General features: G+C 49.9%; 24 protein-coding genes. 12 read left to right on the forward strand and 12 right to left on the reverse strand.

Going from position 1 to position 25,192, the window contains the following annotated elements:
• Positions 1–11 precede the first annotated feature (11 nt).
• Together H6G89_RS07115 and H6G89_RS07120 are read right to left on the reverse strand one after the other, a co-directional pair.
• The gene (locus tag H6G89_RS07115) at positions 12–1,841 is read right to left on the reverse strand and encodes a DUF3685 domain-containing protein (RefSeq protein WP_190504609.1); all 1,830 of its coding nucleotides are present in this window, start codon (positions 1,839–1,841) and stop codon (positions 12–14) included.
• 53 nt (positions 1,842–1,894) lie between these two features.
• Positions 1,895–3,835 (reverse strand): hypothetical protein, encoded by a 1,941-nt coding sequence (locus tag H6G89_RS07120; RefSeq protein WP_190504610.1) that lies wholly within the window; start codon positions 3,833–3,835, stop codon positions 1,895–1,897.
• A gap of 510 nt (positions 3,836–4,345) precedes the next feature.
• Between H6G89_RS07120 and H6G89_RS07125 the strand changes: the two genes are divergently transcribed.
• Positions 4,346–4,483: a hypothetical protein gene (locus H6G89_RS07125; RefSeq protein ID WP_190504611.1), complete on the forward strand. Its 138-nt coding sequence runs from the start codon at positions 4,346–4,348 to the stop codon at positions 4,481–4,483.
• Between the two features lie 200 nt (positions 4,484–4,683).
• Here the strand turns inward: H6G89_RS07125 and H6G89_RS07130 are convergent, their stop codons facing one another.
• Positions 4,684–5,127: a Fur family transcriptional regulator gene (locus H6G89_RS07130; protein ID WP_242059850.1), complete on the reverse strand. Its 444-nt coding sequence runs from the start codon at positions 5,125–5,127 to the stop codon at positions 4,684–4,686.
• Positions 5,128–5,653: 526 nt separating this feature from the next.
• Between H6G89_RS07130 and H6G89_RS07135 the strand changes: the two genes are divergently transcribed.
• Together H6G89_RS07135 and H6G89_RS07140 are read left to right on the forward strand one after the other, a co-directional pair.
• A complete protein-coding gene (locus H6G89_RS07135; RefSeq protein WP_190504613.1) occupies positions 5,654–6,136 on the forward strand; it encodes a CRR6 family NdhI maturation factor in 483 nt (160 codons plus the stop codon).
• A gap of 326 nt (positions 6,137–6,462) precedes the next feature.
• The gene (locus H6G89_RS07140; RefSeq protein WP_190504614.1) at positions 6,463–8,067 is read left to right on the forward strand and encodes a mechanosensitive ion channel family protein; all 1,605 of its coding nucleotides are present in this window, start codon (positions 6,463–6,465) and stop codon (positions 8,065–8,067) included.
• Positions 8,068–8,123: 56 nt separating this feature from the next.
• Here H6G89_RS07140 and glyA read toward each other — a convergent pair whose 3' ends face one another.
• Positions 8,124–9,407, reverse strand: a complete 1,284-nt coding sequence (gene glyA, locus H6G89_RS07145) for a serine hydroxymethyltransferase (protein WP_190504615.1) — start codon at positions 9,405–9,407, stop codon at positions 8,124–8,126.
• A 401-nt stretch (positions 9,408–9,808) separates the two neighbouring features.
• On the opposite strand from glyA, the gene H6G89_RS07150 reads away from it, so the two are divergent.
• Together H6G89_RS07150 and H6G89_RS07155 are read left to right on the forward strand one after the other, a co-directional pair.
• Positions 9,809–10,003: a hypothetical protein gene (locus tag H6G89_RS07150; protein WP_190504616.1), complete on the forward strand. Its 195-nt coding sequence runs from the start codon at positions 9,809–9,811 to the stop codon at positions 10,001–10,003.
• Positions 10,004–10,110: 107 nt separating this feature from the next.
• Complete coding sequence (locus H6G89_RS07155; protein WP_190504617.1) at positions 10,111–10,605, forward strand: Tic20 family protein; 495 nt, start codon at positions 10,111–10,113, stop codon at positions 10,603–10,605.
• A 34-nt stretch (positions 10,606–10,639) separates the two neighbouring features.
• Here H6G89_RS07155 and H6G89_RS07160 read toward each other — a convergent pair whose 3' ends face one another.
• On the reverse strand, positions 10,640–11,437 hold the full coding sequence (locus H6G89_RS07160; protein WP_190504618.1) for a fumarylacetoacetate hydrolase family protein: 798 nt from the start codon (positions 11,435–11,437) through the stop codon (positions 10,640–10,642).
• Between the two features lie 154 nt (positions 11,438–11,591).
• On the opposite strand from H6G89_RS07160, the gene rpsF reads away from it, so the two are divergent.
• The 4 genes from rpsF to H6G89_RS07180 all read left to right on the forward strand — a co-directional run bounded on the left by rpsF (position 11,592) and on the right by H6G89_RS07180 (position 14,434).
• Positions 11,592–11,909, forward strand: a complete 318-nt coding sequence (rpsF, locus tag H6G89_RS07165) for a 30S ribosomal protein S6 (RefSeq protein ID WP_190504619.1) — start codon at positions 11,592–11,594, stop codon at positions 11,907–11,909.
• 210 nt (positions 11,910–12,119) lie between these two features.
• Positions 12,120–13,139 carry an NAD(P)/FAD-dependent oxidoreductase gene (locus tag H6G89_RS07170; RefSeq protein WP_190504620.1) on the forward strand — a complete coding sequence of 340 codons (1,020 nt, stop codon included), beginning with the start codon at positions 12,120–12,122 and terminating at the stop codon, positions 13,137–13,139.
• On the forward strand, positions 13,136–13,699 hold the full coding sequence (locus tag H6G89_RS07175) for an Npun_F5560 family protein (RefSeq protein WP_190504621.1): 564 nt from the start codon (positions 13,136–13,138) through the stop codon (positions 13,697–13,699). The genes H6G89_RS07170 and H6G89_RS07175 overlap by 4 nt, the downstream gene beginning before the upstream one ends.
• 9 nt (positions 13,700–13,708) lie before the next feature.
• Entirely contained in the window at positions 13,709–14,434 is a 726-nt protein-coding gene (locus tag H6G89_RS07180; protein ID WP_190504622.1) for a hypothetical protein, read from the forward strand.
• Between the two features lie 222 nt (positions 14,435–14,656).
• Here the strand turns inward: H6G89_RS07180 and H6G89_RS07185 are convergent, their stop codons facing one another.
• Positions 14,657–14,794 carry a hypothetical protein gene (locus tag H6G89_RS07185; RefSeq protein ID WP_190504623.1) on the reverse strand — a complete coding sequence of 46 codons (138 nt, stop codon included), beginning with the start codon at positions 14,792–14,794 and terminating at the stop codon, positions 14,657–14,659.
• Between the two features lie 381 nt (positions 14,795–15,175).
• On the opposite strand from H6G89_RS07185, the gene H6G89_RS07190 reads away from it, so the two are divergent.
• Positions 15,176–15,835, forward strand: a complete 660-nt coding sequence (locus H6G89_RS07190; RefSeq protein ID WP_190504624.1) for a DedA family protein — start codon at positions 15,176–15,178, stop codon at positions 15,833–15,835.
• A gap of 5 nt (positions 15,836–15,840) precedes the next feature.
• Here H6G89_RS07190 and H6G89_RS07195 read toward each other — a convergent pair whose 3' ends face one another.
• Positions 15,841–17,004 (reverse strand): AI-2E family transporter, encoded by a 1,164-nt coding sequence (locus tag H6G89_RS07195; protein WP_190504625.1) that lies wholly within the window; start codon positions 17,002–17,004, stop codon positions 15,841–15,843.
• Positions 17,005–17,221: 217 nt separating this feature from the next.
• Positions 17,222–18,754: a DASH family cryptochrome gene (locus H6G89_RS07200; RefSeq protein ID WP_190504626.1), complete on the reverse strand. Its 1,533-nt coding sequence runs from the start codon at positions 18,752–18,754 to the stop codon at positions 17,222–17,224.
• 64 nt (positions 18,755–18,818) lie between these two features.
• Between H6G89_RS07200 and H6G89_RS07205 the strand changes: the two genes are divergently transcribed.
• Entirely contained in the window at positions 18,819–20,153 is a 1,335-nt protein-coding gene (locus tag H6G89_RS07205) for a class I SAM-dependent methyltransferase (RefSeq protein WP_190504627.1), read from the forward strand.
• A 378-nt stretch (positions 20,154–20,531) separates the two neighbouring features.
• On the opposite strand, the gene trxA is transcribed toward H6G89_RS07205, so the two are convergent.
• The 4 genes from trxA to murC form a co-directional block, all read right to left on the reverse strand.
• The gene (gene trxA, locus H6G89_RS07210; protein ID WP_190504628.1) at positions 20,532–20,894 is read right to left on the reverse strand and encodes a thioredoxin; all 363 of its coding nucleotides are present in this window, start codon (positions 20,892–20,894) and stop codon (positions 20,532–20,534) included.
• Between the two features lie 182 nt (positions 20,895–21,076).
• Positions 21,077–21,214, reverse strand: coding sequence for a hypothetical protein (locus H6G89_RS07215; RefSeq protein ID WP_190504629.1), 138 nt, complete (start codon positions 21,212–21,214; stop codon positions 21,077–21,079).
• A 185-nt stretch (positions 21,215–21,399) separates the two neighbouring features.
• Positions 21,400–22,380 carry a UDP-N-acetylmuramate dehydrogenase gene (murB, locus tag H6G89_RS07220; RefSeq protein WP_190504630.1) on the reverse strand — a complete coding sequence of 327 codons (981 nt, stop codon included), beginning with the start codon at positions 22,378–22,380 and terminating at the stop codon, positions 21,400–21,402.
• A gap of 9 nt (positions 22,381–22,389) precedes the next feature.
• Positions 22,390–23,931, reverse strand: a complete 1,542-nt coding sequence (gene murC / locus H6G89_RS07225) for a UDP-N-acetylmuramate--L-alanine ligase (RefSeq protein WP_190504631.1) — start codon at positions 23,929–23,931, stop codon at positions 22,390–22,392.
• A 350-nt stretch (positions 23,932–24,281) separates the two neighbouring features.
• On the opposite strand from murC, the gene nadD reads away from it, so the two are divergent.
• Entirely contained in the window at positions 24,282–24,929 is a 648-nt protein-coding gene (gene nadD, locus H6G89_RS07230; protein WP_190504632.1) for a nicotinate (nicotinamide) nucleotide adenylyltransferase, read from the forward strand.
• Positions 24,930–25,192: the final 263 nt, after the last annotated feature.

Consider the following 25,192-nt stretch of genomic DNA (forward strand, 5'->3'; position numbering starts at 1 on the left):
TGTCCTTTTTTCTATCGTCTCCTCGTTCGATCGCCCTCCTGCCAATAGCCAATTCCCTTCAGCACGCCGCGCCCGATTAGCCCAATGCCACGTCCCACCACTTCTGTCAGCACATACACCAACCCGCTACCCACAACCGAAATCGCCGATCGCAGCCGAGGGGCGATCGCGTCACGAGTTTCGAGGGCCACGGTGACTAACAGCCGCAATCCAGACAATTCCTCAAGCTCCTGAGTGCGAGGCGCATAGATCTGGATCTGCTTGATGCCCGACCCCTGAAACACAAATAGGTGATATTGGCTTTCAAAAATATCGGTGGGTTCCACCACGATTCGGGCCAGGCGATATCGCCAGGAGAGATTGTTTCTAAACCGCTCAATGTCTCGGCTCGACATCAACTGCCGATCATAAAAATCCTGTTTAATCTTTTCAACATTAGGAAACTGATTGAGCAACGGTTGCATCACGCCGTTCGCCACTTGAATCAGTAAATGGTCGAGTAAGGCTTCTGCTCTTGCCAGCGATTCTGGATTGCCTGCGGAATAGGGCGTTCCATTGATCAGTAGAGGCGTATGAAACAGGAGATGCTCTAACAAACTGCTGACTAGAGGAATTTTTTCGAGAATCTCTGTTTGCACTGAATCTGCCGCTTGCAACAGATTAGGAACCACTTCGATCGCCTGCTCTCTCTGGGTAATGGTGTAATATTTGCCGATGAAATCAGTGGTTACGTCCTGCCACAGATTCAATAAAATGGGCGATCGCTTCTCAATCAGTTGCTCCGGTTGTACTTGCGAGTACCGCAACTCGTTCAATAACTCTTCAAATTTTCGTAGGACTAAATAAAATAGTTCTCGCTTTTTGTCTTCTCGTAAAATATCAATTTCTAAAGGAATTCCCGTTTGATTATTAAGGTTCGTTTGAATGTTGGATAAGGCGCGATCAAATAGCAGAGCTTGTAGCCGATGCTGATCGATCACGGTATTGAGTAATGGCGTGCCTGGAGTCGTTTGAGTTAACGCTGATTCCGGATGAGAAGGAATAACTTGTGACGCTGGTTGCTCTGGTGTGGGTGGAGTGGTGAGATCGGGGGTGGCTAACAGGCGTTGCACCAACCAGCGCGAGGCTCGCAACTCCCGATAACGTCCTGCGAGAACGGCGCGATTTAGCAGGGACAAATCCAGATTGCGGAGTTGTTCTGTCAGGTCGGCGATCGCTGCATCAATTTGTTGTAACCCCTGCACCCGCAAGTTATGCCGCAAGAGGGTCAATGCACTGGGAGCGGCAGTTAGCTGAGCGGGAGGAATGGGGCTAACGTCACGGACGAGTGGCGTAACCTCGCTATCTACGGTTGTGATGACGGCACGGGTGGGAGTGAGCTTCTGCCAATCAAATTGCCCAGTCGTGACCTGTCGAATCGTTTGGTTCAGTGTGGTTGTGTTGACGGATTTGAGGCAAAACCCAGAGGCTCCAGCTTGTTGAGCCGCAGCAGCGATCAACGGTTCATCGAGTGAACTGAGCAACAAGACAGGTAGTTGTGAATACCGTTGACGAATTGCTTCACACAGACTCAATCCCTGCATCTGACGGGGATCGTGCTGTCCTAAGCTGAGGCTGAGAATCACGAGTTTTAATTGTTCATGCAGGGCGATCGCTGGTGTGGTGGCAGGGTCGGATGCCGATATCGCAACCTGGCTCTGCAATTGCTCTAAAGCATCGACCCCATTATCACTCTCCGCAATGACGGTCAGGTCAGCAAACTGATTTAACCAAAAACGCAACCCTAAACGAAACACGGGGTCGTCATCAATCAGCATGAGTTGGAGAGGGCGATCGCTCATCGGTGCCTTTAGAAACTTAGGAGTGAATCAGACTGGCATTCAGGAATTATGACTTATTCAGCATAGCCATCATCCTCGGCAGAATAACTCTCTGAAGAATAGGAGGTATCTGCTTCGGGAGTGTTTTCCCACGCTTCCCAAATGGCATTGCGCTCGGCTTCCCACTGGGCGATCGCTGCTTGAGCTTCGCCATACAGAGGTCGTCCAGCACCGATCTGGGCGGCTTTTTCGATCGCCAGCGTGAGTCGAGTTGAGGCAGCCAGCGATGCCGCTTCGTCCAAAATCCGTCGGTCTTGAGCAATCTGTGCCTCCCGAATCTCGGCTTTCCAGGTTGCGATCGCCGTTTGAGCCTGTTCGTAAAGCGCACGCCCCTCTTGAATCTCGGTAGCTGCTGCGATCGCTTCACTTAATTTGCCTTGTTGTGCCAGGGTTTGTGCCTTATCCAACAGCGGCTTGTCTTCGATCACCTGAATCTGCCGACTCCACTGAGCGATCGCCAGATCTGCTTCCTGCCGCAAGGCTCGCCCCAGGGGCACTTGTTGGGCTGCTGCGATCGCTTGTTGTAACGCCGACACGGTGCCTCGCTCTGCCTGAGCACGAGCTACCAGTAAATACGGTTGGTCTTCAATCCGTTGAATCTGTTGACCCCAATGGGCGACCAGAGTTTGTGCTCGAATGCGTTGGGGGCGATCGCTGGTAATCCGTTGAGCCTGTCCAATCGCGACTTCGTAGGTGATCCGTTGCCCCAGACTCGCCGTCCAGTGAGCATATTGCAGTTGGGCTAAATCATTGACCTGACTCTGCCAATCGTCAATCTTGGCTTGAGCCTGGGGGTAGAGCGCACTGGTGGGTTCAATTTGCCGCAATGCTGCTACTGCCTCCATCAAGCTCAAAATCTCTTTGACTGATGGCTCATAGGGGTTGAGATGTTGAGTCGCGAGTTTGTGAGCACGGCTAAACCGCACCAAATTTCGCGCCTCCGGTTCCATCTCCAGATTAAGCGGGACGTGATGCACCAGCGCGATCGCCGCCGTTAAGTCGCCCTGCTGCCACCGTTGCATTCCTGCTGTCAATAGCAGTTGGCTCCACTCCTTGAGAACGGCTTCTGCTTCAGGCCAGGCATAGGTTTTGGGGTTAACCGTTTGTACCAGCGCGATCGCCTGTCCCAATTGATCAGGTTCGTCCGTTGTGGCTAACACCAACGCCTGTTTAAGCCGCTCGCGAGCCGCCTTTTCCGTCAACACCTGTTGGGTCAACTCACTGGCTTTGTCGCGTCGCCAATAATTGTTCTCTAATCGACCCAATGCTGGAACTTGTGCAGCCGCTTCATTCCAACGTTGCTGCTTCAAAGCTTCCTGGGCTTTAGCAAAGATTGCCTCGCCCTGTTTCCAGTCTGCCTGCCACTGCGCGATCGCTGCCTGAGCGTTGGCATAGCTGGTGCTGTTTTCGGGAATTTGGTTTGCGATCTCGACCGCACGATCCAACCCAGATTCCTCAGCGGTGGTTTGAGCGATCGCCAGCAGTTGCGCTGACCACTGATTTAGCAACTCTTGCGCTTCAGGATAAAGGGGATGGGTGGACGACCACCCTTGCACCAACTTGACTCCGGCAATGAGTTGATTAGCCTCGCCGGACTGCGCCGCCTCGCGTGCGCAATAGAGCCGTTCCATATCAGCCGAGAGGGGAGAAATGCGACGGCAATCTGGCAACGGTGGAAGGTTGGTGAGCCACAGGAAGGCAGTGATGCCCAAACCGCCCACTAAACCCAAGGCACTCAAGCAAAATACAGACCATGCCCAGGGTTTGACTGAACGACGCGATCGCTTTTTCTTAACAGGCTTAACTTGAGTGAGTTTGTTCGGAGTAGTCGTCTGTTCAACGGGGATCGGGGGCTCGGCGGGTGGAACGGGGTTTGGCAGGATGGGCTTTGGCAACACAGGCTGATTGTTCCGACCCATGCCTGTCGGTGGTGCAGGGGGTACAGCAGGCTTCACATCAGTTGAAGATGCTGCTGCTCGCCAATTCAATTCAGATATGATTTTTGTGCCAAATCGCTTCTTCACCGAAACCCCCGCCACACCTCAAGAGTTGCACGTGTGTTTTGATGCAAACACTACATCTATGCAAACACGATGTCCATGCAAACACTATAGATGAGGTTGCAGGATATAGCGCATCAATTCAGTACTGTGTAATGCTTTTTTGAGGATGGCAAGCGATTGTTGGTTAATGTCAATTCAGGTTAAGTACTTGGCACATCAATTCGCGGCTATCAAGGCGCAGTTTGCCGTCGCGGGCTGACGAAAATCAAAGGTTTAACGAACCGACGCAGGTTGATTTCGAGCGTTGCTGATCTGGTGCTGATCTTAAATGTAATACCGATTTAATGTTTGATTGTGGCAGATCAGTGGGTAGGGGCGTTTCGCGAAACGCCCTTACGGAATCATGTGCAGCGAAGCCAATTCAAATTGGTATAACGTCAGTTCAGTTGAAGAGCCTGGCGAATGAATTCGCGGCTACTAGAGCGAAGTCCGCCGACGCGAACTCCGGAAAAGGCAGGATTTGACGAACCGACGCAGGTCGGTTTTTCTTCTACAGTAGCGGTTTTAACCGCCGAAATCCTGATCCCGAATTCACGTTAAATGGATGAATTTTGTAGGGTGTTTCGTGAAACGCCCCGACAGCAGCGGTCAGTTTTTGAGAATTATATCTGCATTCAGAAACTCAACAAACCGCTTGTCAAGCGGTTTGAGCCCGTGCTGTTCCAGCCTTGATTAACAACAGACACTCTACCGTTAGCAGTTAACAACTGACGATGAGCGATGGTGATTTAAAGATAGCTCTAGTCGATCGCCGCTTCTAATGCCTCAGCCGTGCGATAACCATAGAAGTCAATGGAGTAATTGACAATGCGAACGCCAGTTTGTTGCTCAATCTGATCGAGTAACTCTTTCGGCAACTGCACATGCACATCCATGATCTGTTTGGTGTCGAGGCAGTTAACGTGGCTGTGGGGATCGCTAATATTGCCGTAAAGGCGACCATCGGCGCGATCGATACATTCAATAATGCCTTGTTCAGACAAGGCCTCCAGGTTTTGATAAACCGAGGTATGGCCAATCTCTTTGCCTTGCTGATTCAGGCGATCGTAGATTTCTCTAGCCGAAAGGTGCTCCTTTGCTTGCCACAGCAATTCCAAGATGAAACGACGCTGTTTACTCAGACGCATTCCCAGCATCTGGCACCGATCCACAGCATCTTCTAATGACCGAATTGGTTTTTTCATTGCCCCTTCGCTATACATAACCCAGTACTCTCAACCTGAACAGCACGTTATTGTTATACAGTTACTCAATATTTATTCATTTTATCGGTGACACCCTGGCTTTGAGTGTTGCAATTTCTACAAGTTGATACAGCAAGAATCAACGTTTCAAGGTTGATATAAAGAGCGATAACTCGTTGTATCGGAAGAATCAGGAGAGACTACAACAAAAATTGCCTCGTACGGGTGCCAATGCGAACATGGAACTAGGTCAAAGTACTAACCCGGTCAGTGAGATGGCAATGACTTGACTTAGAAGTTGCCTGGAACCTGTAAGACAAACTCACTACCACTTTAACTTACAACTTCTGCAAATGTCTATTGCGCATCAATCCCTGGTGAAATGAAGTGTTTTAGACTGACTAGGGGACTTAGAGCAGGTTGCCTTGAAACTACGAAAAGCACCTGTATGGGTTTGGCATTGCCAAATGTCTTCTCAGCGTTGACATACCATAATGTTTAGATCGGGCTTACTTCTACAAAGGCTATGACTGTTACTATTGCGCTCAACTCGGATTGTTTAAATCGGCTAGATCTGACTCCAGCCCAGAGTGTGATTGAGAAATGGCTGCAAACTGGAGTCATCACCGATCAAGAACAACAACTCCGCTTTGAATTTGCTGATCCGCGTGATCCGGATGATCCACGCGAGTTGTCAGAGATTCCCGAAGTGCGGCTGTGGTTTGTGCGGTTGGATGCCCGTTATCCCTGGCTGCCCTATCTACTGGACTGGGAGGCGGGCGAGCTAGCGCGCTACACTGCCATGCTCGTGCCTCATCAATTCAGTAAGACAGACGGGATTCAGTACAACCCCGAAGCGTTGGAGTTGTTTGTGATGAATAAAGTGTTTGTTGTGATGGATTGGTTGCGCCAACAGGGAGTCAATAGGCGCACCAAAATTAAGTTTATGACTCAAATCCTGGGCTACGAGTTGGAAGATGCTTTTTTTGAGTTGGTCGAGTCAACTTAAAGTGGGAACTGCTATCCGGAAAGACACTCTTTAAACTATGAAGAATGAAAGGTACAAGTTGTAGCAACGAGCGAGCAGGGATTCACCAATGATTTTGGTCATTCTTGAAGGACGGGTATGTTGCTCGCAGCGGAATGCTTGTGCCCCTTATCCTGCCGACTCATTGTTATAGTACCCGAGGGATTGGTTAGGACGGAGTGCAGAGGTGGAACCCTGGCTGGGGGCGCAGCCCCCACACCCCTTCGTATTAACTGTCTCGACAGTTGCTATCGCATTCATTAGCCTTCGATCGCCTATTTTCTGCGAGCCCCTGAGCCTATTGTGTTATGAGCCATGTTCCGTCACGCCAGTCGTTTCAATTTGCGCTGTTTCAAGCGATCGCCCTGCCACTGATCTTGACGATAGTGGTTTGGTTAACGCCTGCCCTGGCAAAAGGGACATCAACATCGGCGGTAGTTGTGGATGGTGCCGTGTTGTTTCGAGTGGAAGCAACCCCTGAGCTCACGGCTAGCGATCGCGCCGCTGTGATCAATGCCACTTTGCAAGACCTAGTGCGATCGCCTGCATCAGTCGAAGTAGAGGTCGTTGAACGCAACCAGGCTCCCACGATTGTGGTGAATGATCGCTATTTGCTGACAGTGACGCAACAGGACGTTGCCCCAGGCAGTACTCCAACCCAGCAAGCGGGAGGTTGGGCAAGACAGATTCAAGAGGCAGTGCAGCAAGCGCAGTACTATCGCTCCTCTCGCTACCTTCAAACGGCGTTGTTAATTGCGGCAGCAATCGTAGCGATCGCGCTGGGGTTGCATTGGGGGTTAGGGTGGCTCTGGCGACATTCCTTGATCCCAGCGGTGCAGCGGTTGTTACCCCCTCCACCTGATGAGGGGGCTGAACTCCCAAACCCAGTCAATCTTTTGCTCAAAGGGCTATTGGCGATCGCTCGATTTGCCCTGTGGATTGCGGTGCTGTTTTACGTGTCTCGCCTCTTTCCCGTGACCCGCTACTGGAGCTACGAAATTGGTGAGATTTTAATTTCGAGCTTTACGTCACCGATCCTCACTCTGGGCAACAGCCAATACTCCATCACGAATTTGATCATCCTGGCAACGATGTTGCTGGGGCTAATTATTTTCTCCAGAACGTTCACCGATTTCCTCAAGTCGAGGATTTTACAGCGGACGGGAGTGAATCGGGGTGCCCAGGAAGCCGTGGCGATCGTGCTGCGCTATGGCTTGATTTTTATCGGTAGCCTGGTTTTGCTGCAAGTGTGGGGGTTGGACATCAGTTCTCTGGCGATTCTGGCAAGTGCCCTCAGCGTGGGGATTGGTTTTGGCTTACAAGACATCGCGAAGAACTTTGGCAGTGGTTTAGTTCTGGTGTTTGAACGCCCAATTCAAGTAGGGGATTTTGTTGAAGTGGGTGATTTTCAGGGCACGGTCGAGCGCATCGGCGCACGCAGCACGCTCATTCGTACGCTTGATCAGGTGTCGATTATCGTGCCAAATTCTCGCTTTTTGGAGCAAGAAGTGATCAACTGGAGTCACGACAATCCCATTTCTCGCATTCATATTCCCGTGGGGGTTGCCTATAACTCGGATGTAGAGATGGTGCGATCGCTCCTGTTAGAAGCAGCCAGCAGCCATCAACGGGTACTCTCAACTCCGCAGCCTCAGGTCTTTTTTATTGGCTTTGGCGATAGCAGCTTGGATTTTGAATTGCTGGTGTGGACAGCAGAACCCAGTAAACAACTGCCCCTCAAAAGCGATCTCTACTTTCAGATCGAAGCACTTTTGCGACAGCACCAGATTGAAGTGCCTTTTCCACAACGCGATCTCTATATTCGAGCCGAACGCCTGCCCATTGAGTTTTCACCCCAGGTTGAGCAGGCGTTACAGCAACTTATGAATGGAAGGCTAAAGGATGAGGGCTAAAGGATGAAGTGGCTCTTTATTTATCCTTCATCCTTCAGCGTTCATCTTTTCACTGATTATGCCAACACAGGCACGGGTGCAACTAAGTGTGGATAGAGGGGGAAGCGATCGCACAGGTTAGCAACACGAGTACGACAATCGGCAGCAACACCAGCATCATCTGGGTTGAGGAGGCGATCGGCAATGATGTTAGCGATCTCGGTAAACTCCACAACGCCCATGCCACGAGTTGTCATTGCAGGTGAGCCAAGGCGCAAGCCACTGGTGACAAAGGGTGACTCTGGATCAAAGGGCACCGTGTTTTTGTTGGCGGTGATATTGACTTCACTCACCAGTTGGTCGGCACGTTTGCCAGTCATGCTGACCGAACGTAAATCAATCAGCATCAGGTGGTTGTCAGTACCACCAGAGACAATCTTGAGTCCCCGCTGTTGCAGTTGCGCCGCCATCGCCTGGGCATTTTTGATGACCTGACCCGAATAGGTTTTGAATTCTGGTTGCAGAGCTTCTCCAAAAGCAACCGCTTTGCCCGCAATCACATGCTCCAGAGGGCCACCTTGAGTACCGGGGAAAACTGATTTGTCAAGCTTCTTACCCAACTCTGCGTCACGGGTCAAAATCAAGCCACCACGTGGTCCCCGTAAGGTTTTGTGGGTCGTGGTCGTAACCACATCACAATAGGGAATAGGACTGGGGTGATGCCCGGTCGCCACTAAACCCGCGATGTGAGCAATGTCAGCCAGCAAGTATGCACCGACTTCGTCAGCGATCGCCCGGAATTTGTCAAATTCAATAATGCGGGAGTAAGCAGAGTAACCGCAAATCAGCAGTTTGGGGCGATGCTTGAGGGCTAGATCGCGCACCTGATCGTAGTCGATCGCCTCTGTTTCCTGGCTCACTTCATAGTGATACTTCTGGAACCACATCCCGGAGATGTTGACCGGGGAACCGTGAGTCAAATGTCCACCATGGGATAAGTCCATGCCCATAATGGTGTCGCCCGGTTTCAGTAATGCTAGAAATACGGCGGTGTTGGCATTAGCTCCAGAGTGCGGTTGCACATTAGCATGAGCCGCTCCAAACAGTTGCTTTGCCCGTTCGATCGCCAACTGCTCAATCTGGTCAATAAACTCGCAACCGCCATAGTAGCGTTTGCCGGGTAAACCCTCTGCATATTTATTGGTCAACACGGAACCCTGTGCTGCCAGCACTGCCGCAGACGTAAAGTTTTCACTGGCAATAAGTTCTAAGTGATCTCGCTGACGTTGTAGCTCTTGCTGAATTAGCCCAGCTACAGCGGGGTCGGTTTTGGCTAAAAAGTCTAAATTAGTCTGAGTCACAAGCAAACTCCCAGGAAATCAAGTAAAAATCGTGACAGGCAAGTTGACAGGCAACAACTCGGGAACAAAGGCAACCGATAAGCAACCGTTCAATCCTTAGTGGCCTCGGTCCTTAAATCCTCGTTTATCTCCAGCTTTTCATCATATAGCAATCCCCTAAGGGTGATCAGCATTACCCTGGGGGGATGACCCTGTGACATTAAGATCTAACTTCTATTATGGACTGCCCTCAGACAGGTTATCCACACTAAAAGTGACGCAAAAGACACTCTATGGACGGTGACAACCCTTAAAGTTATATACGAATTAGCAACAGGTTAAGGTTCGCTGACTTAGAATGAGCTTACTAGGTGCAGGTGCTAGATTTCGGTGAAGTAACTGGCTCCATTTGAGGTGCTCTCATGCTGGTCATCTTGATGGAAAATCAAATCCTCCCTCCACAACATGTGTGTCAGACTTGTCTCATGGCTGACCAGAGTGGTCAACCTCGCTGGCAACAGGGTCAACTCCGCTGCGGTCGAGCTTTGGCGGTAAATGATAATCAACCAGAGCAATATGAATGTCAGATGGGCTTTCGAGTTGCCAATATTGAATAAGCCACCAGAGAATAATTGCAGGAATGCACAACCTAAAAGCCTGTTGCGTTATTCTAGGCGTAGCCCCTAGTGGTTTTTCTGACTCAGCTTTCAATCACGAGGATGACATGACCTGGCGCGGTTCTACTTCCCCTCTCGATCGCTTCTTTGCTTGCCTTCCCTATTTGCTACCTCTGTTAGAAGTGATTCTGACCTTTGGTCGCCCTTTCTTTCAAGCATTTCCAGCATTTCGGATTCTGCTGCTGCCATTGCAACCGTTCATTGCGGTCTACGGTTTCATTCTGGTGGCAATTCCCTTTGGGGGGTTTCTCGTTTTTCTGGCACTTTATTTCCTGGTCGTCCGGAATGAGAGCATCCAGCACTTCATCCGCTTCAATGCGATGCAAGCCATTATTATCGGGATTGCTGTTAGTCTAGTCAGCTTAATTTGGTTTGAATTGCTGGCTGATATTGTGAGGGTTGCTTTAATTAACCAGACGATCGCGTATCTTGTGTTTCTGGGGACGGTAGCCGCTGTTATCTACTCCGTTGTGCAATCTGCATTAGGGCGGTATGCCGAAATTCCTTCGCTATCGGATGCGGCTTACGTGCAAACGCGATAGAAAAAAGAGACGCGATCAATCGCGTCTCTTTTTTCTAGTCAATCGCCTTCTCGGCAACTTGTTTGGCAATCACTGCATTTTCCAGAGAGCCAATCCCCTCAATTTCAACACGAATGCGATCGCCCACCTTCACTGAGCCAACCCCCTCTGGTGTCCCTGTCAAAATCACATCTCCCGGTAACAGCGTCATCACTTGACTGATGTAGGACACGAGAAACTCTGGTGAAAAGACCATCTCATTGATGGGAGCCGATTGTACGGGTTCAGGGGCATCATTCAAAAAGGTTTGTAGCCTTGCGCCAGCACTCAGTTCGCGCACAATCCAGGGACCCAGCGGACAAAAGGTATCAAAGCCTTTGGCACGAGTCCACTGATTATCTCTACGCTGCAAGTCACGGGCGGTTACATCATTGGCGATGGTATATCCCCAGATCTTTTGGCGGGCTTCATCAGGAGTGCAATCTACGCAGCGATCGCCAATAATCAACGCCAACTCCCCCTCATAATCGACCCGTTCTGACTGGGGCGGATACTGAATCGGAGTATCTGCTGCAATCACGGCGGTTGGTGGCTTGAAAAAGAGTAACGGTTCTTTGGGCACCTCGCCTCCCATCTCAGCCGCGTGTTTCTGATAGTTCTTTCCCACGGCAATGATCTTGGATGGGGCACAGGGAGCCAGGATGTGATAACTATCGGGGGCTAACTCCTGGTCTGTCAGTTGCCCTTTTAACCAGGGGGGCGCATCTAATACCTGTATGCGGCGATCTAGATGCAGCAATCCATAATAAAGCTGCCCTGCCTTAGTCTGAACCCGGACATAGCGTTGAGCCATAGTGAATTAACGTTTAACCTGAGATATGATGGTAATTCCTTGCTTTTAATCTGAATGCCTAATCGTGAGAGTGGTCAACCCTGCCTCAATTCTCCCACTCTTTTTAGGAAGTCATTCAGCAATAGAAGCCATTTGTCCATAAGGAGTTATTTCCATGAGTTATTACGAAACGATGTACATTTTGCGGTCTGACCTAGGCGATGAATTGACAGATCAGGCGATCGCTCGCTATCAAGCGTTGCTAACCGAACAAGGCGCGACTGAAATTGAAACTCAGCACCGGGGCAAGCGTCGTTTGGCATACGAGATCAAGAAGCAGCGGGAAGGCGTCTACATCCAAATGAACTACAAGAGCGGTGGCAACACGGTTGCTTCTCTAGAGCGTGCAATGCGCTTGAGCGATGATGTTATCCGCTATCTCACTATCACTCAAGAACCTCCCAAAGCTGCTCGTGACGAGCAAACCGCCTAAACGATTAGCTCAACGCAGAATTCCGCAAGAAAACCACAAGCTCTAGTAGGGGCGTTTCACACAACACCCCTACGAAGCCTGAACCGTATCTAGTTCCTTCTTCTGTTTGCGATAGAGCCTAAGAGTTTCTTCAATCTTAGACGCCATCCGATTGGGCACGATACGCTAAAGGGAAAGCACTTTGCTCCTCTCTGACGTTAGTGATTTCCTATGAAACTCTCGAAGAAAAACCTGGATCAACGCCTCGACCATCTCTACGACGTCATTATCGTTGGAGGTGGTGCTGGTGGTTTGTCTGCGGCGGTCTACCTCCAGCGATATCGCCTCTCCTGTCTTGTTATCGAGAAAGGACGGGGACGATCTTTTTGGATGCAAGAGTTGCGAAATTATTTGGGGTTACCGCCAGAGACACCGGGTCGAGAGTTGCTGAACCATGGCACAGAGCATGTGTTGGAGCTGGGGGGTGACTATTTGCGGGGGTTTGTCGAGGATATCCAGGACGAAGGCGAAACCTTTGCCGTGAAAGTCAAAGTCGGCAAAACGGACAGCGTCTATCCCGTATTTCGGTCTAAATACGTCATTGCTGCCAGTGGCATCATTGACCAGTTGCCTACCTTGCCTGATATGCAGAATGTCTATGACTACGCAGGCTATAACCTGCATGTCTGCATGATCTGTGATGGCTATGAGATGGCAGATAAAAAGTGTGGGCTATTCGTTCACACCGAAAGTGCGATTAATACGGCTTTTGTGTTGAACTGGTTTACTCCCTACATCACTGTCTTCACGCAGGGACTTTGTACGGTTGGGGATGAAATGCGCCAAAAGTTAAAAGAATTTGGCTTCCCTCTGGTGGAAACTCCCATCAAACGTTTTTTGGGTCAGCATCATGAGATGACGGGGGTTGAGCTAGAAAATGGGGCGATCGTTGAACTGGAAACCGGGCTGGTCGCAATGGGTTCGCTCTATCACAACGGTTATCTCAAAGGGTTAGATTTGCAGTGGAAGGGTGAGAATTTGGTGACCGATTCCATGTGCCGCACCTCCCATCCTCGCATTTTTGCAGTAGGTGACTTAAAAGAAGGTATCAATCAGGTGTCAATTGCCGTTGCAGATGGTACATTAGCTGCAACAACGATTTGGCGTGAGATTCGTCGTGCCTCTACCCCCCGTCGTTGGGAAGAAAATTTGACGCAACCCACCATTGAGCCTATTGGAGCCGTATCGTGACTCAGAGCGTAACCCATTCCCCCTCCCTGAACCCCTCCGATTTGCAACTTGAGGTCGCTCGTTTGCAGGATGAACTGCAAATGCGCGATCAACTCGTGCAGCAATTGTCACAAGAGTTGTTTCGCCTGGTTAAAGGCAATGCGGGTTTTATGCCCGCCCCCGAAGTGTCTGAGCGGCACATGGCAGAAATGCGTGCCCTGCGCGAACAGTTGCAAGGGGTAGAGCAGCAGGTCATGTTCTATCAAGAACAGATCGCCTCTCGTGACACTGAAGTGTATCAACTGCGGCAATCGGTTAAGGAACTAACCGATCGCTCCCGCATGTTAGAACAGGTTGTGCAGGAGTTGCCTCACGTCTATCGTGAGAAATTTGCTGAGCGTATGGCACCGATCAAGGAAAAGATCGCGATGCTACAACGCGAAAATCGCCAACTCCATGCTGAGTTGCAGAGTGTTAGCTATCGTCTAGCCGTCCGCAACCGCCGCACGACTCACATCGATCTCCCTTCTTTTTCTCAAGGTGGTACGGGTCCGTCCATTCCCACCTTTGGAAACGCCTAGGGCAGTGTGGTGACTGACGTCCTGATCCTTGCTGATGTTGACCATCAGGAAGGTTCTTGTGTGCCTTGCTCGATGGAGCAGGGGATGATGATTGATGCCTTGCAGCAGGCAATTGCTGCTGATGCAGCATTGTCTTCAGGCAGTTATACAGTTCATCTGTCATCGCCCCAGCAACGACCTACCTTGGGTCGAGATGCACTGATTTGTCCGTTAACACTGAATGTGCCGTCAGATTTGCAATTTGCGGGACAGGCCATTTACCAGATTTGCCAGGATATTGCTGGGTTGCGCCAATGGGTTCGGCGTGAATGGGGGCTTTTGACTGGTGAAGGGGATTTGTGGTTACCCGTGGCTTTAACGGCGAAAGGACCGTTGTACGGTGAGGTGATTGGGTCTGAGGCAGCGAATTCTGCCGCTCAAGCCGACTCTACGGCGATCGCTTATTACCAGCCTCTACACCTGAGCGATCGCCTGCGACAACCGCTCTACGGGCTTGCAGGGCAACTGCTGCGATCGCACCTTGCCCCTCCTGCGGTCTATCTAATGCAATTTAAATTCGAGGGAACCGCAATTTGTTTCGATCGCCTCTTTCCCTTTCCGGCGGCTCCTGCGATCGCGAGCATTGGAGTGCAAGTGCCCAATTTGTTCGCGGCTCACTGGCGTTGTATCACTAGGCGATCGCTTCAAGATTTGGTCATTCCTGGTTTTGTGCCCCATCGGGTTGTTGGGGAATAGGGAGTGGGGAGGAGTAGGGAGTAGGGAATGGGGAGTAGGGGAGTAAAGCTTGAATGTGTCCAGAATTTCGTGTAAAACCCCATTCTGTCTTCGCTCTAACCTCATGGGATGAAGTCTGCTAAATCAGATTAGGAGAGGTTCTCAGTCCACTTTAGTGAACTTTGAAAGGTAGCCCGCCATGGATGCGTGGGTGGATGGGAACGGTAACAGACACACTTTAATTTAGAGTGAGTTCGGGATAAGGATTTCAGCGGTTAAACCCGCCGCTATCGGAGCAAAACCGACCTGCGTCGGTTCGTCAAATCCTGCCTTTTCCGCAGTCCGCGTCGGCAGACTTCGCTCTAGTAGCCGCGAATTCATTCGCCGGGCTCTTAAACCGAACTGACGTTAATTTACGTAGCCAAATCAGAGAACTTATCCTTTATCCGGCGTTGCTGATTGAGGATATGAAATCGCGAGCAAGATGCTCGCACTCCCTTGTGATCATCCCGATAGAGTGAGCGTCTCGCTCACGTTGGGAATTTACGTATCATTTGTCATTTCAGCAACGCCCTTTATCCTTTATCCTTGCTTTTTTCTTTTTCTTCATCCTTTATCGTTCATCCTTTATCCTTGCTTTTTTCTTCTCTCTTCGTTTTTCGTTTTTCCTTCTTTCTTTTTTGCTCTTCATTTGACATGGCTCCTTAACCTGCGTCATCATCAAGGTGAGAGCTGTATTAACGTTTGTGAAGGCTACCCTGCATGTCCCTTGAGCTGATCTCCCTGGAAACACTCCAGGAACTAGCCCATCACTATGGCTATGGAGCCGTTTTTGTCGGTATTTTGTTAGAAAATGCGGGTGTTCCCATCCCCGGTGAAACGATTACGCTGGTGGGTGGGTTCTTAGCAGGTAGCGGTGAACTCAACTACTGGTTCGTCTTAGGCAGTGCTACAGCAGGAGCCGTGATTGGCGATAACTTCGGCTATTGGCTGGGGTACTATGGCGGGTGGTCGCTTTTGAGTCGTGTGGGTCAGTTGTTCCGCATTCGTGAGGAGCAACTGATTGAAGTCAAGGAGCAGTTTAGCCAGAATGCAGCAAAAGCCGTCTTTTTAGGGCGATTTGTGGCTCTGCTGCGAATTTTTGCAGGACCGCTGGCAGGCATTGCTAAAATGCCCTATCCCAAGTTCTTTTTGTGGAACTTAGCAGGTGCAGGTGTGTGGGCATCGGCAATGGTGAGTCTGTCCTACTTCGTGGGTCAAATCGTTCCGTTAGACCTGCTGATTCAGGGGGTTGCCCAGTTTGGGATTGTCACCTTACTCATTATTGCTGGAGCGATCGCCATTCCCTGGTGGTTAGAGCGTCGGGGAAAAGGCGTAGAGACAATTGTGCTGGAGCCGATTGAACCCCAAGAGCAGGAATAAGCCTGTCAAGAAACTTCTTCGACTAAGGGTTCTGGCTCTGGGTTAGAGCGATCGCCAGGAGCTACAGCCGTGGCTGTCGTATTGGATTCTTTGGTTGGAGCTTCGGTTGCATAGTCAGCCAGAGAAGCAGCAGGTTCAAAGCCATTCAGTGCGCTCTTGATAGAACTGGCAAAGGGCACAGCGATAACGAGTCCCAGTAAGCCACCAATCTTCGCTCCAACTAATAGAGAAATGAGTACCCAGATGGGACGCAATCCAGTGAAGCTACCCAACAGTCGGGGGGCGATAAGCTGGTCGATCACCTGATCCACTACAAAGGCGATCGCGATCGCTTTCACTCCCAACCAGAAGTTTTGAAATCCCAGAAGTAGGCTGATCAAGACAAAGGTCACGACATCACCAAACGGAATCAATGCCATCACCCCGACTCCCAAGCCAAACAGCAGAGCATAGGGAATTTGCAGAAGGGTAAAGGCAATGGTCATAAATATGCTGATAATGAAGCCCAGTGCCGCTTGCCCGATGAAATAATTTTGGAAGTTTTGCCGCAGTGCTTCTCGAACTTGGCTACTCCAGGGTTCTGGAAAGCGGCGAAAAATCTCTTGAATCAGGCGATCGCCATCTGCCAGCAAGTAAAACGTCAGCACGACCGTCAGCAATAGCTCTGACAGACCACCCACCGTTTCCAGAGCCAGTGTCAACACCTGATCAGCCAATTGCTCCAATTCACTGGGCAGGCTATTGACCAACTGATTCAGCACACGCCCCAGTCGCACCGGAAGCCCCTGACTGGCAAGCCAATCCTGAAAGACCTGTAACTGTTGCTCACCGGACTGGAGCCACTGGGGTACGAGTTGAGTTAATTCCCCCAAATCCTCTAGCAGCAAGGGAATCAGGGTCAGTGCTAGAATCGCTACCGCCAGAATGGTAATCAGGAGAATCAGCCCAACGGCTTGGCTGCGTTTCATGCCCCGTCGTTGGAGAAACTGAACAGGGTAGTTGAGCACCAAGGCCAGTAGCGACGCCAGGACAAACACCGTAATCAACGGCTGAAAGAATTGCAATCCTTTGAGTGCCAACCATCCGTCTAGAAAAATCAGCGGAAATAGAATGGCAACGATCAGCCACGGAACAAGCTTTTTAATCGTAGGGTCAGACGGGGTCAGCAAAGTGGCACCATTTTAGATTTTGGATTTTAGTAGTGTGTATAGCCGTAGCCACATTCAATGGGGTAGAGGCGAGTCAGAAAGCTCCCCTAGAAGCAGGATTTGAGCCGTAGCCTTTGCCTTAAGCTTTCTGACCAAAGCCATAATCCTCTTGAAAGAACGGCAGCAAACGATTCTCAGTCCAAAATTGACAATCTCAAATCCGAACTCAGAACTGCTTTCACACTCTAGCCTTGCCCTTAGGTTTCAGCCTCTTTCCGTTGGTATGGCGGACGGTTGGGTGGGCAAAGGCAGCATTATAGATTTTCTCATTCTCTTCAGCGGACTTAAATAAATCCACTACCGGATTGGGATAATCTACCCCCAACCTGACTCCAAACCGTTGCTGTTCAACGGGTAGCAGTTTCCAGGGTTCATGTACCTTGTTAGCGGGTATAGCTGCCAGTTCTGGCAACCAGTGTTTCACATAGTCCCCCTGCGGGTCGTAGTCCTTCGATTGTTTGAGAATGTTAAAAAAGCGGAAGCCACGGGCATCGTTGCCGACTCCGGCAGTATAGTTCCAGTTGCCCCAGTTGCTACACACGTCGTAGTCAATTAGAAGCGACTCAAACCACTCTGCCCCCATCTGCCAATTGATCCCCAGGTTTTTCGTGAGGAAACTTGCCACATTTTGGCGTCCCCGATTGGACATGAATCCGGTTGCTGCCAGTTCCCGCATATTGGCATCGACCAGCGGAAACCCGGTCATGCCTTCCTGCCATAACCCAAAGCGATCGCCATCCTCTTTCCAGTCGATCGCCACTCCCTGCAACCCCGATTTACGGAAGATGCGATCGCCATGTTTGGCACAGATAAACCGAAAATAATCTCGCCAGAGCAATTCAAAGATTAACCAGTAGGTCGAGTCGTTCTTGATGCGTTGAGCTTCATACTCCTGCACCTGCTCGTAAATGTAGCGTGGCGAGAGACAACCCAACGCCAACCAGGGAGAAAACTTGGAGGAATAATCTTCGCCCAACATTCCGTTGCGCGTTTCTTTATAGATCCGCAGTCGATCGCGCTCCCAAAAATAGGTCTTGAGTCGTGCTATCCCTGCTGTTTCGCCTCCCACAAAGCGAGTCACTGCCCGATCGTCACCGGGGGATGCCGCCAGTCCGAAATCCCCCAGGTCTGGCAAATCTTCAACGGCAAGCTCAGGCAACGCAGGAAGCTGTTTGGGTGAGGGAAATGGGAGGTTGACGGTGGACTCCTTCTCGACCTGCTTCCGAAAGGTGGTAAACACTTCTGGAATCTGGGCAACCCCAAAGGGCAAATCGTCGGGGTGATAGAGCGTGTGTCCCCAAAAAGCCTGAAGCTTAACCCCTAATGGCTTCAGGGCAGCTTGAAGGGCAGTCTCGACATTAACCTCTTCAGACGTGACTTCTTGATGGTAGTAAATGGCTGTAACACCAAGAGTTTTGGCAATTTCGGGTAGCACTACTTCTGGCAACCCCTGCCGAATGATCAGGTCAGAACCGAGGGATTGGAGCGATCGCCGCAGATCAGACACACTCTCCCGCAAAAACTGTGCTCGGAATGCACCCGTTTTAGGGAATCCATAGAATGTAGTGCCAAATTGTCTGGGGTCAAAGCAATAGACCGGAATAATGGAAGTAGCACGAGATGTTGGGTGCGATGCTCGATGCAACGGTTCATGGTCATGAATTCGCAAGTCATTGCGATACCAAATGAGAATTCGGGTGTCTGCCGCCATCGTTTAATCCAAGTTCAGTCCCTATTGTCCTCATCTAGGATACATTTCTTAATCTTTGATTGGCATGGAAAATTTAGCGTCTGATCTATTAGATAAAATTCGGCAACAATTTAATTTTGGTCCTTATCCAAGGGTGCCGCTTGAGAAATCACCCAAAGAGGATCTAAATGATCTGTTTATTCATAATCTGATTACACCGTTTTATTTACGCGATCAACGCATTTTTTCTAACCAGGATGCGGTGATTTTAGATGCAGGCTGTGGCACGGGCTATAAAGCATTGGTATTAGCAGAAGCGAACCCAAACGCCAGAATTATTGGGATTGACGTATCGGAAGAATCGATTGAATTGGCGAAGCAGCGATTGCGCTATCACGGAATTGATCGAGCTGAATTTCATGTCATGACAATTGAAGATGTTAATCAACTCAATTTGCAATTTGATTACATCAATTGTGACGAAGTTCTCTATCTGTTTCCCAACCCAGGTATTGGATTAGAAATACTGGGCAGCGTGCTAAAATCTAATGGCATTATCCGGGCTAATTTACATAGTGCCTTGCAGCGAACTGACCTGTATCGAGCACAGCAAGTCTTCCGTTTAATGGGGCTATTTGATAACAACCCCCAAGAACTCGAAATGGAGATTGCGATCGACACGATGAAAGCTCTCAAAGATCAGGTCAATCTCAAATCTCGCACCTGGACACCCATTTATGAAGAAGCGGATGGCAAGCAGGCATTGCTGATGAATTATCTGTTTCAGGGCGATACAGGATATACCATTCCTGATTTATTTCAAGCTCTGGAACACGCCAATTTAGAGTTTATGAGTATGGTCAATTGGCGACATTGGGAATTGATGGATCTCTTCAAAGACCCACAAAATTTACCTGTGTTCTGGGAGATGAGCTTTCCTGAAATTAGCATTCAAGACCGATTGCATTTATTTGAATTGTTGCAACCCATTCATCGATTGCTTGATTTTTGGTGCGGGCATCCGGGCAATCATTCATCAATATTACCTGTTACACAATGGGATGAAATGATGTGGAAAGGGGCGAGCGCCACTCTTCATCCCCAACTCAATTCACTGCATATCAAAGCTCGCTTAGAGGAGTGTATTGCTCAACAAATATCGTTTGATGTGAGCCAATATCTCTCTATGCCTGCGGTGGGTTCAGTTGTGGTCAATGATAGTTTAGCTGCTTGTTTATTGCCCCTTTGGGAAGGCACACAATCGGTGAATGCCCTGGTCGAACGGTGGCTCAAAATTCGACCTGTTCATCCGATTACATTGGAACCAACGTCATGGGAAATCGCCTTTCAGGACGTCACGCGATTGCTCACTCAATTAGAGGTCTTTCTCTACGTTTTGATAGAGCCTGCGCTTGACTGATCTGCCCTCGCCCCAAAAGGATGTCTGCTGGCTGCCTGACAAATCCTTTATGTCTGGCGATTGAAACCGCAGTGATAGGAGCAACACCAAACTACGTCGGCTCGGCAAACCCTTAATCTTTCGGAGTGCGCGTCGGTTAATTTGGCTCCAATAGCTGTGAATTCATTCGCCAGATCCTTAAGCCAAACTGACGTTTGCTTGCACACTTGAAGCCCAAGACTTGAGATTCCCCTACCTGCCTTAAAAAGAGGCATTGCTGATCTGATCTATGAATTTCGTATGGGCGGTTTGTGAACCGCCCCTGTCACCAGAACTGCTGTACGCATAGTCACATTCAGCAATGCCGGGGGAACTCTAAGCACGGGTGCTGATCAATTGTTAAGCAGCTTGCGTGGTCAGATTGTCTTGGGCTAAGAGGGTGTTGATCTTGGTAGTGAGCGATCGCTTAGACGCTACACCCACAACCTGATCCACCACTTGCCCATGCTTGAAAAATAGCAACGTGGGAATGGCTTGGATGTTGTACTGGGTTGCCAGGTGTGGATTTTCGTCGATATTGAGTTTAGCAACCGTCACCTGTCCAGCAAAATCCGTGGCTAACTCTTGAATGATGGGACCCACCATACGACAGGGGCCACACCAGGGTGCCCAGAAGTCAACGAGAGTCAGGTTTGGATTCTCTAAAACAGCTGTGGCAAAGTTGCCCTCTGTGAGGGTAAGGGGTGCAGTCGGATTAGACATGGATAAATCTCCTTATCTGCGATTGGATTGGGTCTGAGAACGAACTGCAACCGCCCAGTTTGAGGGGATGGGGCGATCGCATGTTTCGTAGTTGATATAGCTACGGTCACCAGCATTAGAACGGAGTGCAGGGGTGAAACCCCTTAGCTGAGGACACTGCCCTAAACTCCCTGTGTCCTAACTTAACGTGAATTCGGGATCAGGATTTCGGCGGTTAAACCCGTCGCTATCGAAGCAAAACCAACCTGCGTCGGTTCGTCAAATCCCGCCTTTTCCGGAGTCTGCGTCGGCGGACTTCGTTCTGATAGCCGCGAATTCATTCGCCGGACTCTTAAACCAAACTGACGTCAACTTAGATGGCGGTAGCTATCGCGCTCGTTAAATTAACTCAAGTAGTTAAACAACTGTTTAACTAAGACCAATATAACATTAGTTCTTGGAATTTGTGAAGTGACAGACGGGATAGGGCGTTTTGCACTACCTTTAATGTCTCGTCATCTGATGTCTAATCATTCACAAATTCACCTAACATCTTGACCTCTGGCTCCAGGTCAATTGCCCAGCGATCGCGTACCTGCGCCTGTACGTAGCGGATAAGCTGAAAGATATCATTGGCAGTTGCCCCACCGACATTCACAATGAAGTTGGCGTGCATTTCGGATACTTGTGCGCCGCCGATCTGATAGCCCTTTAGCCCTGCCTGCTCAATTAGTTGCCCTGCTTTGTAGGGATTGGGGTTGCGAAAGACGCTACCACAACTAGGCAGATGATAGGGTTGGGTCGTGTGCCGTCGCTCTAGATAGGCTTTGGTGGTTGCGTTCACAACGTGAGGATCAACCCCTGGTTTGAGTTGAAAAGTTGCCTGGAGCACGATACGGCGATCGCGTTGTAGGACAGAACTGCGATATTGGTACTGCAAATCAGGCTGGGATAGGACTTGAATGTCTCCCATCGGGGTTAACACTTGAGCATTGAGCAGCACATCGGCAGCACAACCATCATGAGCACCCGCATTCATCACGACTGCGCCCCCAACCGTTCCCGGAATGCCAACCGACCATTCCAAGCCGCTCCAACCGCGATCGGCTGCCTGCCATGCTAAGCGAACAATCGGCTCTCCAGTGGTGGCTGTGATTTGGGCGGTCGCTTCATCAAAATGGCTGTGGCGTAGGTAGCGTGTGCTGATGACCAAGCCAGACAAACCGCGATCGCTAATCAATAGGTTACTGCCTGCCCCCAACACCGTAATCGGCAGATCTCGCGCCTGTGCCCATTCGACACTTTTTCGGAGGTCGTCAACCGTCCGGGGAGCCACAAACCATTCTGCACTGCCCCCCACTCGAAACGAGGTCAGGGGGGCTAAGGAGACAAAGGGTTTGATCAGGCAGGGAGTATCAGACAATTGAATCGGTTCAGGCAAACGCTCTAAGGAAACCAGGGATGGGGCACTGATCTGAGTGCTGTTAAGACGCAGGAAGGTGCTCATGAATGCAGATTATTTGCGGTGGGTTGACGCAGAGGTTTGCTCAATTTCCTGATAATGAGCGATCAGATCAGGAATCGTGCGGTTGAGATTGCCTGCCCCTAAAAACATCACCAGGTCACCCGGTTGCAATGCTCTTTTGAGGTAGTCCGTAACACTGGTCAGCGTTGGCTGATAAACGGTTTGCGAGTGATGGGTGGCGATCGCCTCTGCCAATTGCTGCCCACTGACCAACCCTAAATCTGGCTCTCCAGCACTGTAGATGTCGGTTGTAATGACCAGATCTGCATTGCTGAATGCCTGAGCAAACTCATTTAAAAAAGTTTTTGTGCGACTAAAGCGATGGGGTTGAAACACCGCTACCACCCGTCGCGGAGTTGAGTTGGAGGCAGCATGGAGCCGAGCGGCTGCCAGTGTGGCTTGAATCTCACTGGGATGATGAGCATAGTCATCAATGAATAAGATGTGATTGGCTTCACCGCGGTGCTCAAACCGTCGCCGCGCTCCCTCAAAGGTCGTCAGGATAGGGGCGATCGTCTCAAAATCGAGGTTCAATAACCGTCCCACCGCGATCGCCGCAAGAGCATTACTCAAATTGTGCTGACCCAATAACTTCAGATGCAACCGTCCCAGTGGGTTACCTCGCTCCCACACACGGGCAGTGGTTCCCTCTGCTCCATAAACAATCTCATCCACCGTGTAATCGGCTTGAGATTCAGGATGGAGGCTGTAGCTAATGGCTGGCTTAAATCGTTGATGAATGGTCGGACAGTCAATACAGGCAATAAGAGTGCGACAGTTTTGAGCAAAAGTGGTAAAAGTGTCAATCACCTGATCGAGGGTAGTGTAGTGATCGGGGTGATCAAGTTCAATATTAGTAATCACACCCACTTCAGCCACAAATTTAACGAGAGAGCCATCTGACTCATCTGCTTCGGCTACGAGATACGGTCCTTCACCAAGACGAGCATTGCCTTCCCAGGCATTGACCTCCCCGCCAACAACAATGGTTGGATCAAGCCCCGCTTTCATCAGGAGATAGCCGATCATGCTGCTGGTGGTCGTTTTACCGTGGGTGCCCGCAACCGCAATGCTGTAATAGGTCTGAATGAGAGCGGCTAACAGGTCGGAGCGGTGAAAGATCGGACAGCCTAGATCGAGAGCCGCGCGATATTCAGGATTGGTGGCATTAATCGCTGTTGAGCAAATAACTTGAGGAAGCATCGAAGGGCTTGCCTTATCCAGGGTATGGTCCTTCAGTTTGAGGAACTCATTGGCTGGTTTAAGAGCCACATTGCCATTCGAACCAGGTCGTACAGCATCACCATTTGTTAAAGCAGACCGTTGAAAAAAGTCCAGATTGGTGGCATCTTGGCTCCAAAAAATGTGAGCACCTTGTTCCTGCAATCGTTGTGTAATATGACTGAGGGAAATGTCCGATCCAGATACAGGCAGGTTACGTTTTGCCAGAACATACGCGAGAGCCGACATGCCAATGCCACCTATACCAATGAAATGGAAGGGTCTCCCGCTGAAATCTACAGAATTCAGCATTTTAGCTCCTCAAACACCACACCACACCAATAACACGCGGATATCATAGCAAGAATTGTTTTGTCGCGATACAACTCATCCATGATTTGAATGAATTGTCAGCCAAGAAGCAAGCAGCTAAAAAGAGTGTAGGCAACTTACTTTAGAACTGTGCCATACCCCTTTGCTATTTGAACCTAGCTTGAGCAGGATTTACTTGAAGGACAAAAAATAATGTGGAACTCAGGGAAATCACGCAGCCAAATCAACCTCATGATTTGTATTATTCCCCGAATGAGTTCTTAATCTGGATAATTTTGAAGATTAACTCTCTGAGATGCTGATTAAGTGTTGAGGTAGATGGGACAATCATGCCGAAGTTAGGAATTTTGGGAGGAACATTTAACCCGATTCATCTAGGGCATCTGCTGATGGCTGAGGCAGCCCTGGATCAGTTTCAGTTGGATCAGGTGATCTGGGTGCCTGCTCATCACCCGCCCCATCGATCGCCCACTGATTTGGCTGAAGTAGCTCACCGGGTTGCGATGGTGCAAGCGGCGATCGCCTCTCATCCTGCCTTTGTGCTCTCGACCGTGGATCTCGGTCGCTCAACTCCTTCCTTCGCGATCGACACCTTGACCGACCTGCAACAGCACTATCCCCACAGCCAGTGGCATTGGATCGTCGGTATAGACACGTTTCAAACCCTACCTCAGTGGTATCAACGTCACGATCTGGTGCCGCAATGTTACTGGTTAGTGGCACCCCGTTTTCAAGTGGGGTCAATCTTGCAAGCAACCGAAGTCGAAGAAGCACTACTGACAACAACCCTCTGCACCCGGGTTGCCCAAACCTTGTTAGAACAGCAGTTAGAGGTTCACTGGCAAGTACTGCAAATGCCACTGGTTGAGATTTCGAGTAGCCTGATTCGGCAATATCGACGCGATCGCCGCTCTATCCGCTACTTAGTGACGGATAATGTCCTGGATTACATTGAGCAGAAAAATCTTTATCTCTAACATTTACATCTAAGGAAGGGGAATTAAATAAGTTCGATATTGGCTAGTGCATATTCAGGAAACCTTTTTTGCAAGCTTACTCAACCCTCATCCCCCAACCCCTTCTCCCAAGTGAGGAGAAAGGGAGTAAGCGTGGTTTGAAGTCCCAAATCCACGATCCTAAATGCAGACGTATGGAGATGTAGAGCCTTGCGTTACGCTGACGCTCACGGTACCTTACTCTATTCCCTACTCCTTCTATTCCCTTGACTCCCTCTCCCATT

This window comes from Oscillatoria sp. FACHB-1407 (genome assembly GCF_014697545.1).
Taxonomy (GTDB): domain Bacteria; phylum Cyanobacteriota; class Cyanobacteriia; order Elainellales; family Elainellaceae; genus FACHB-1407.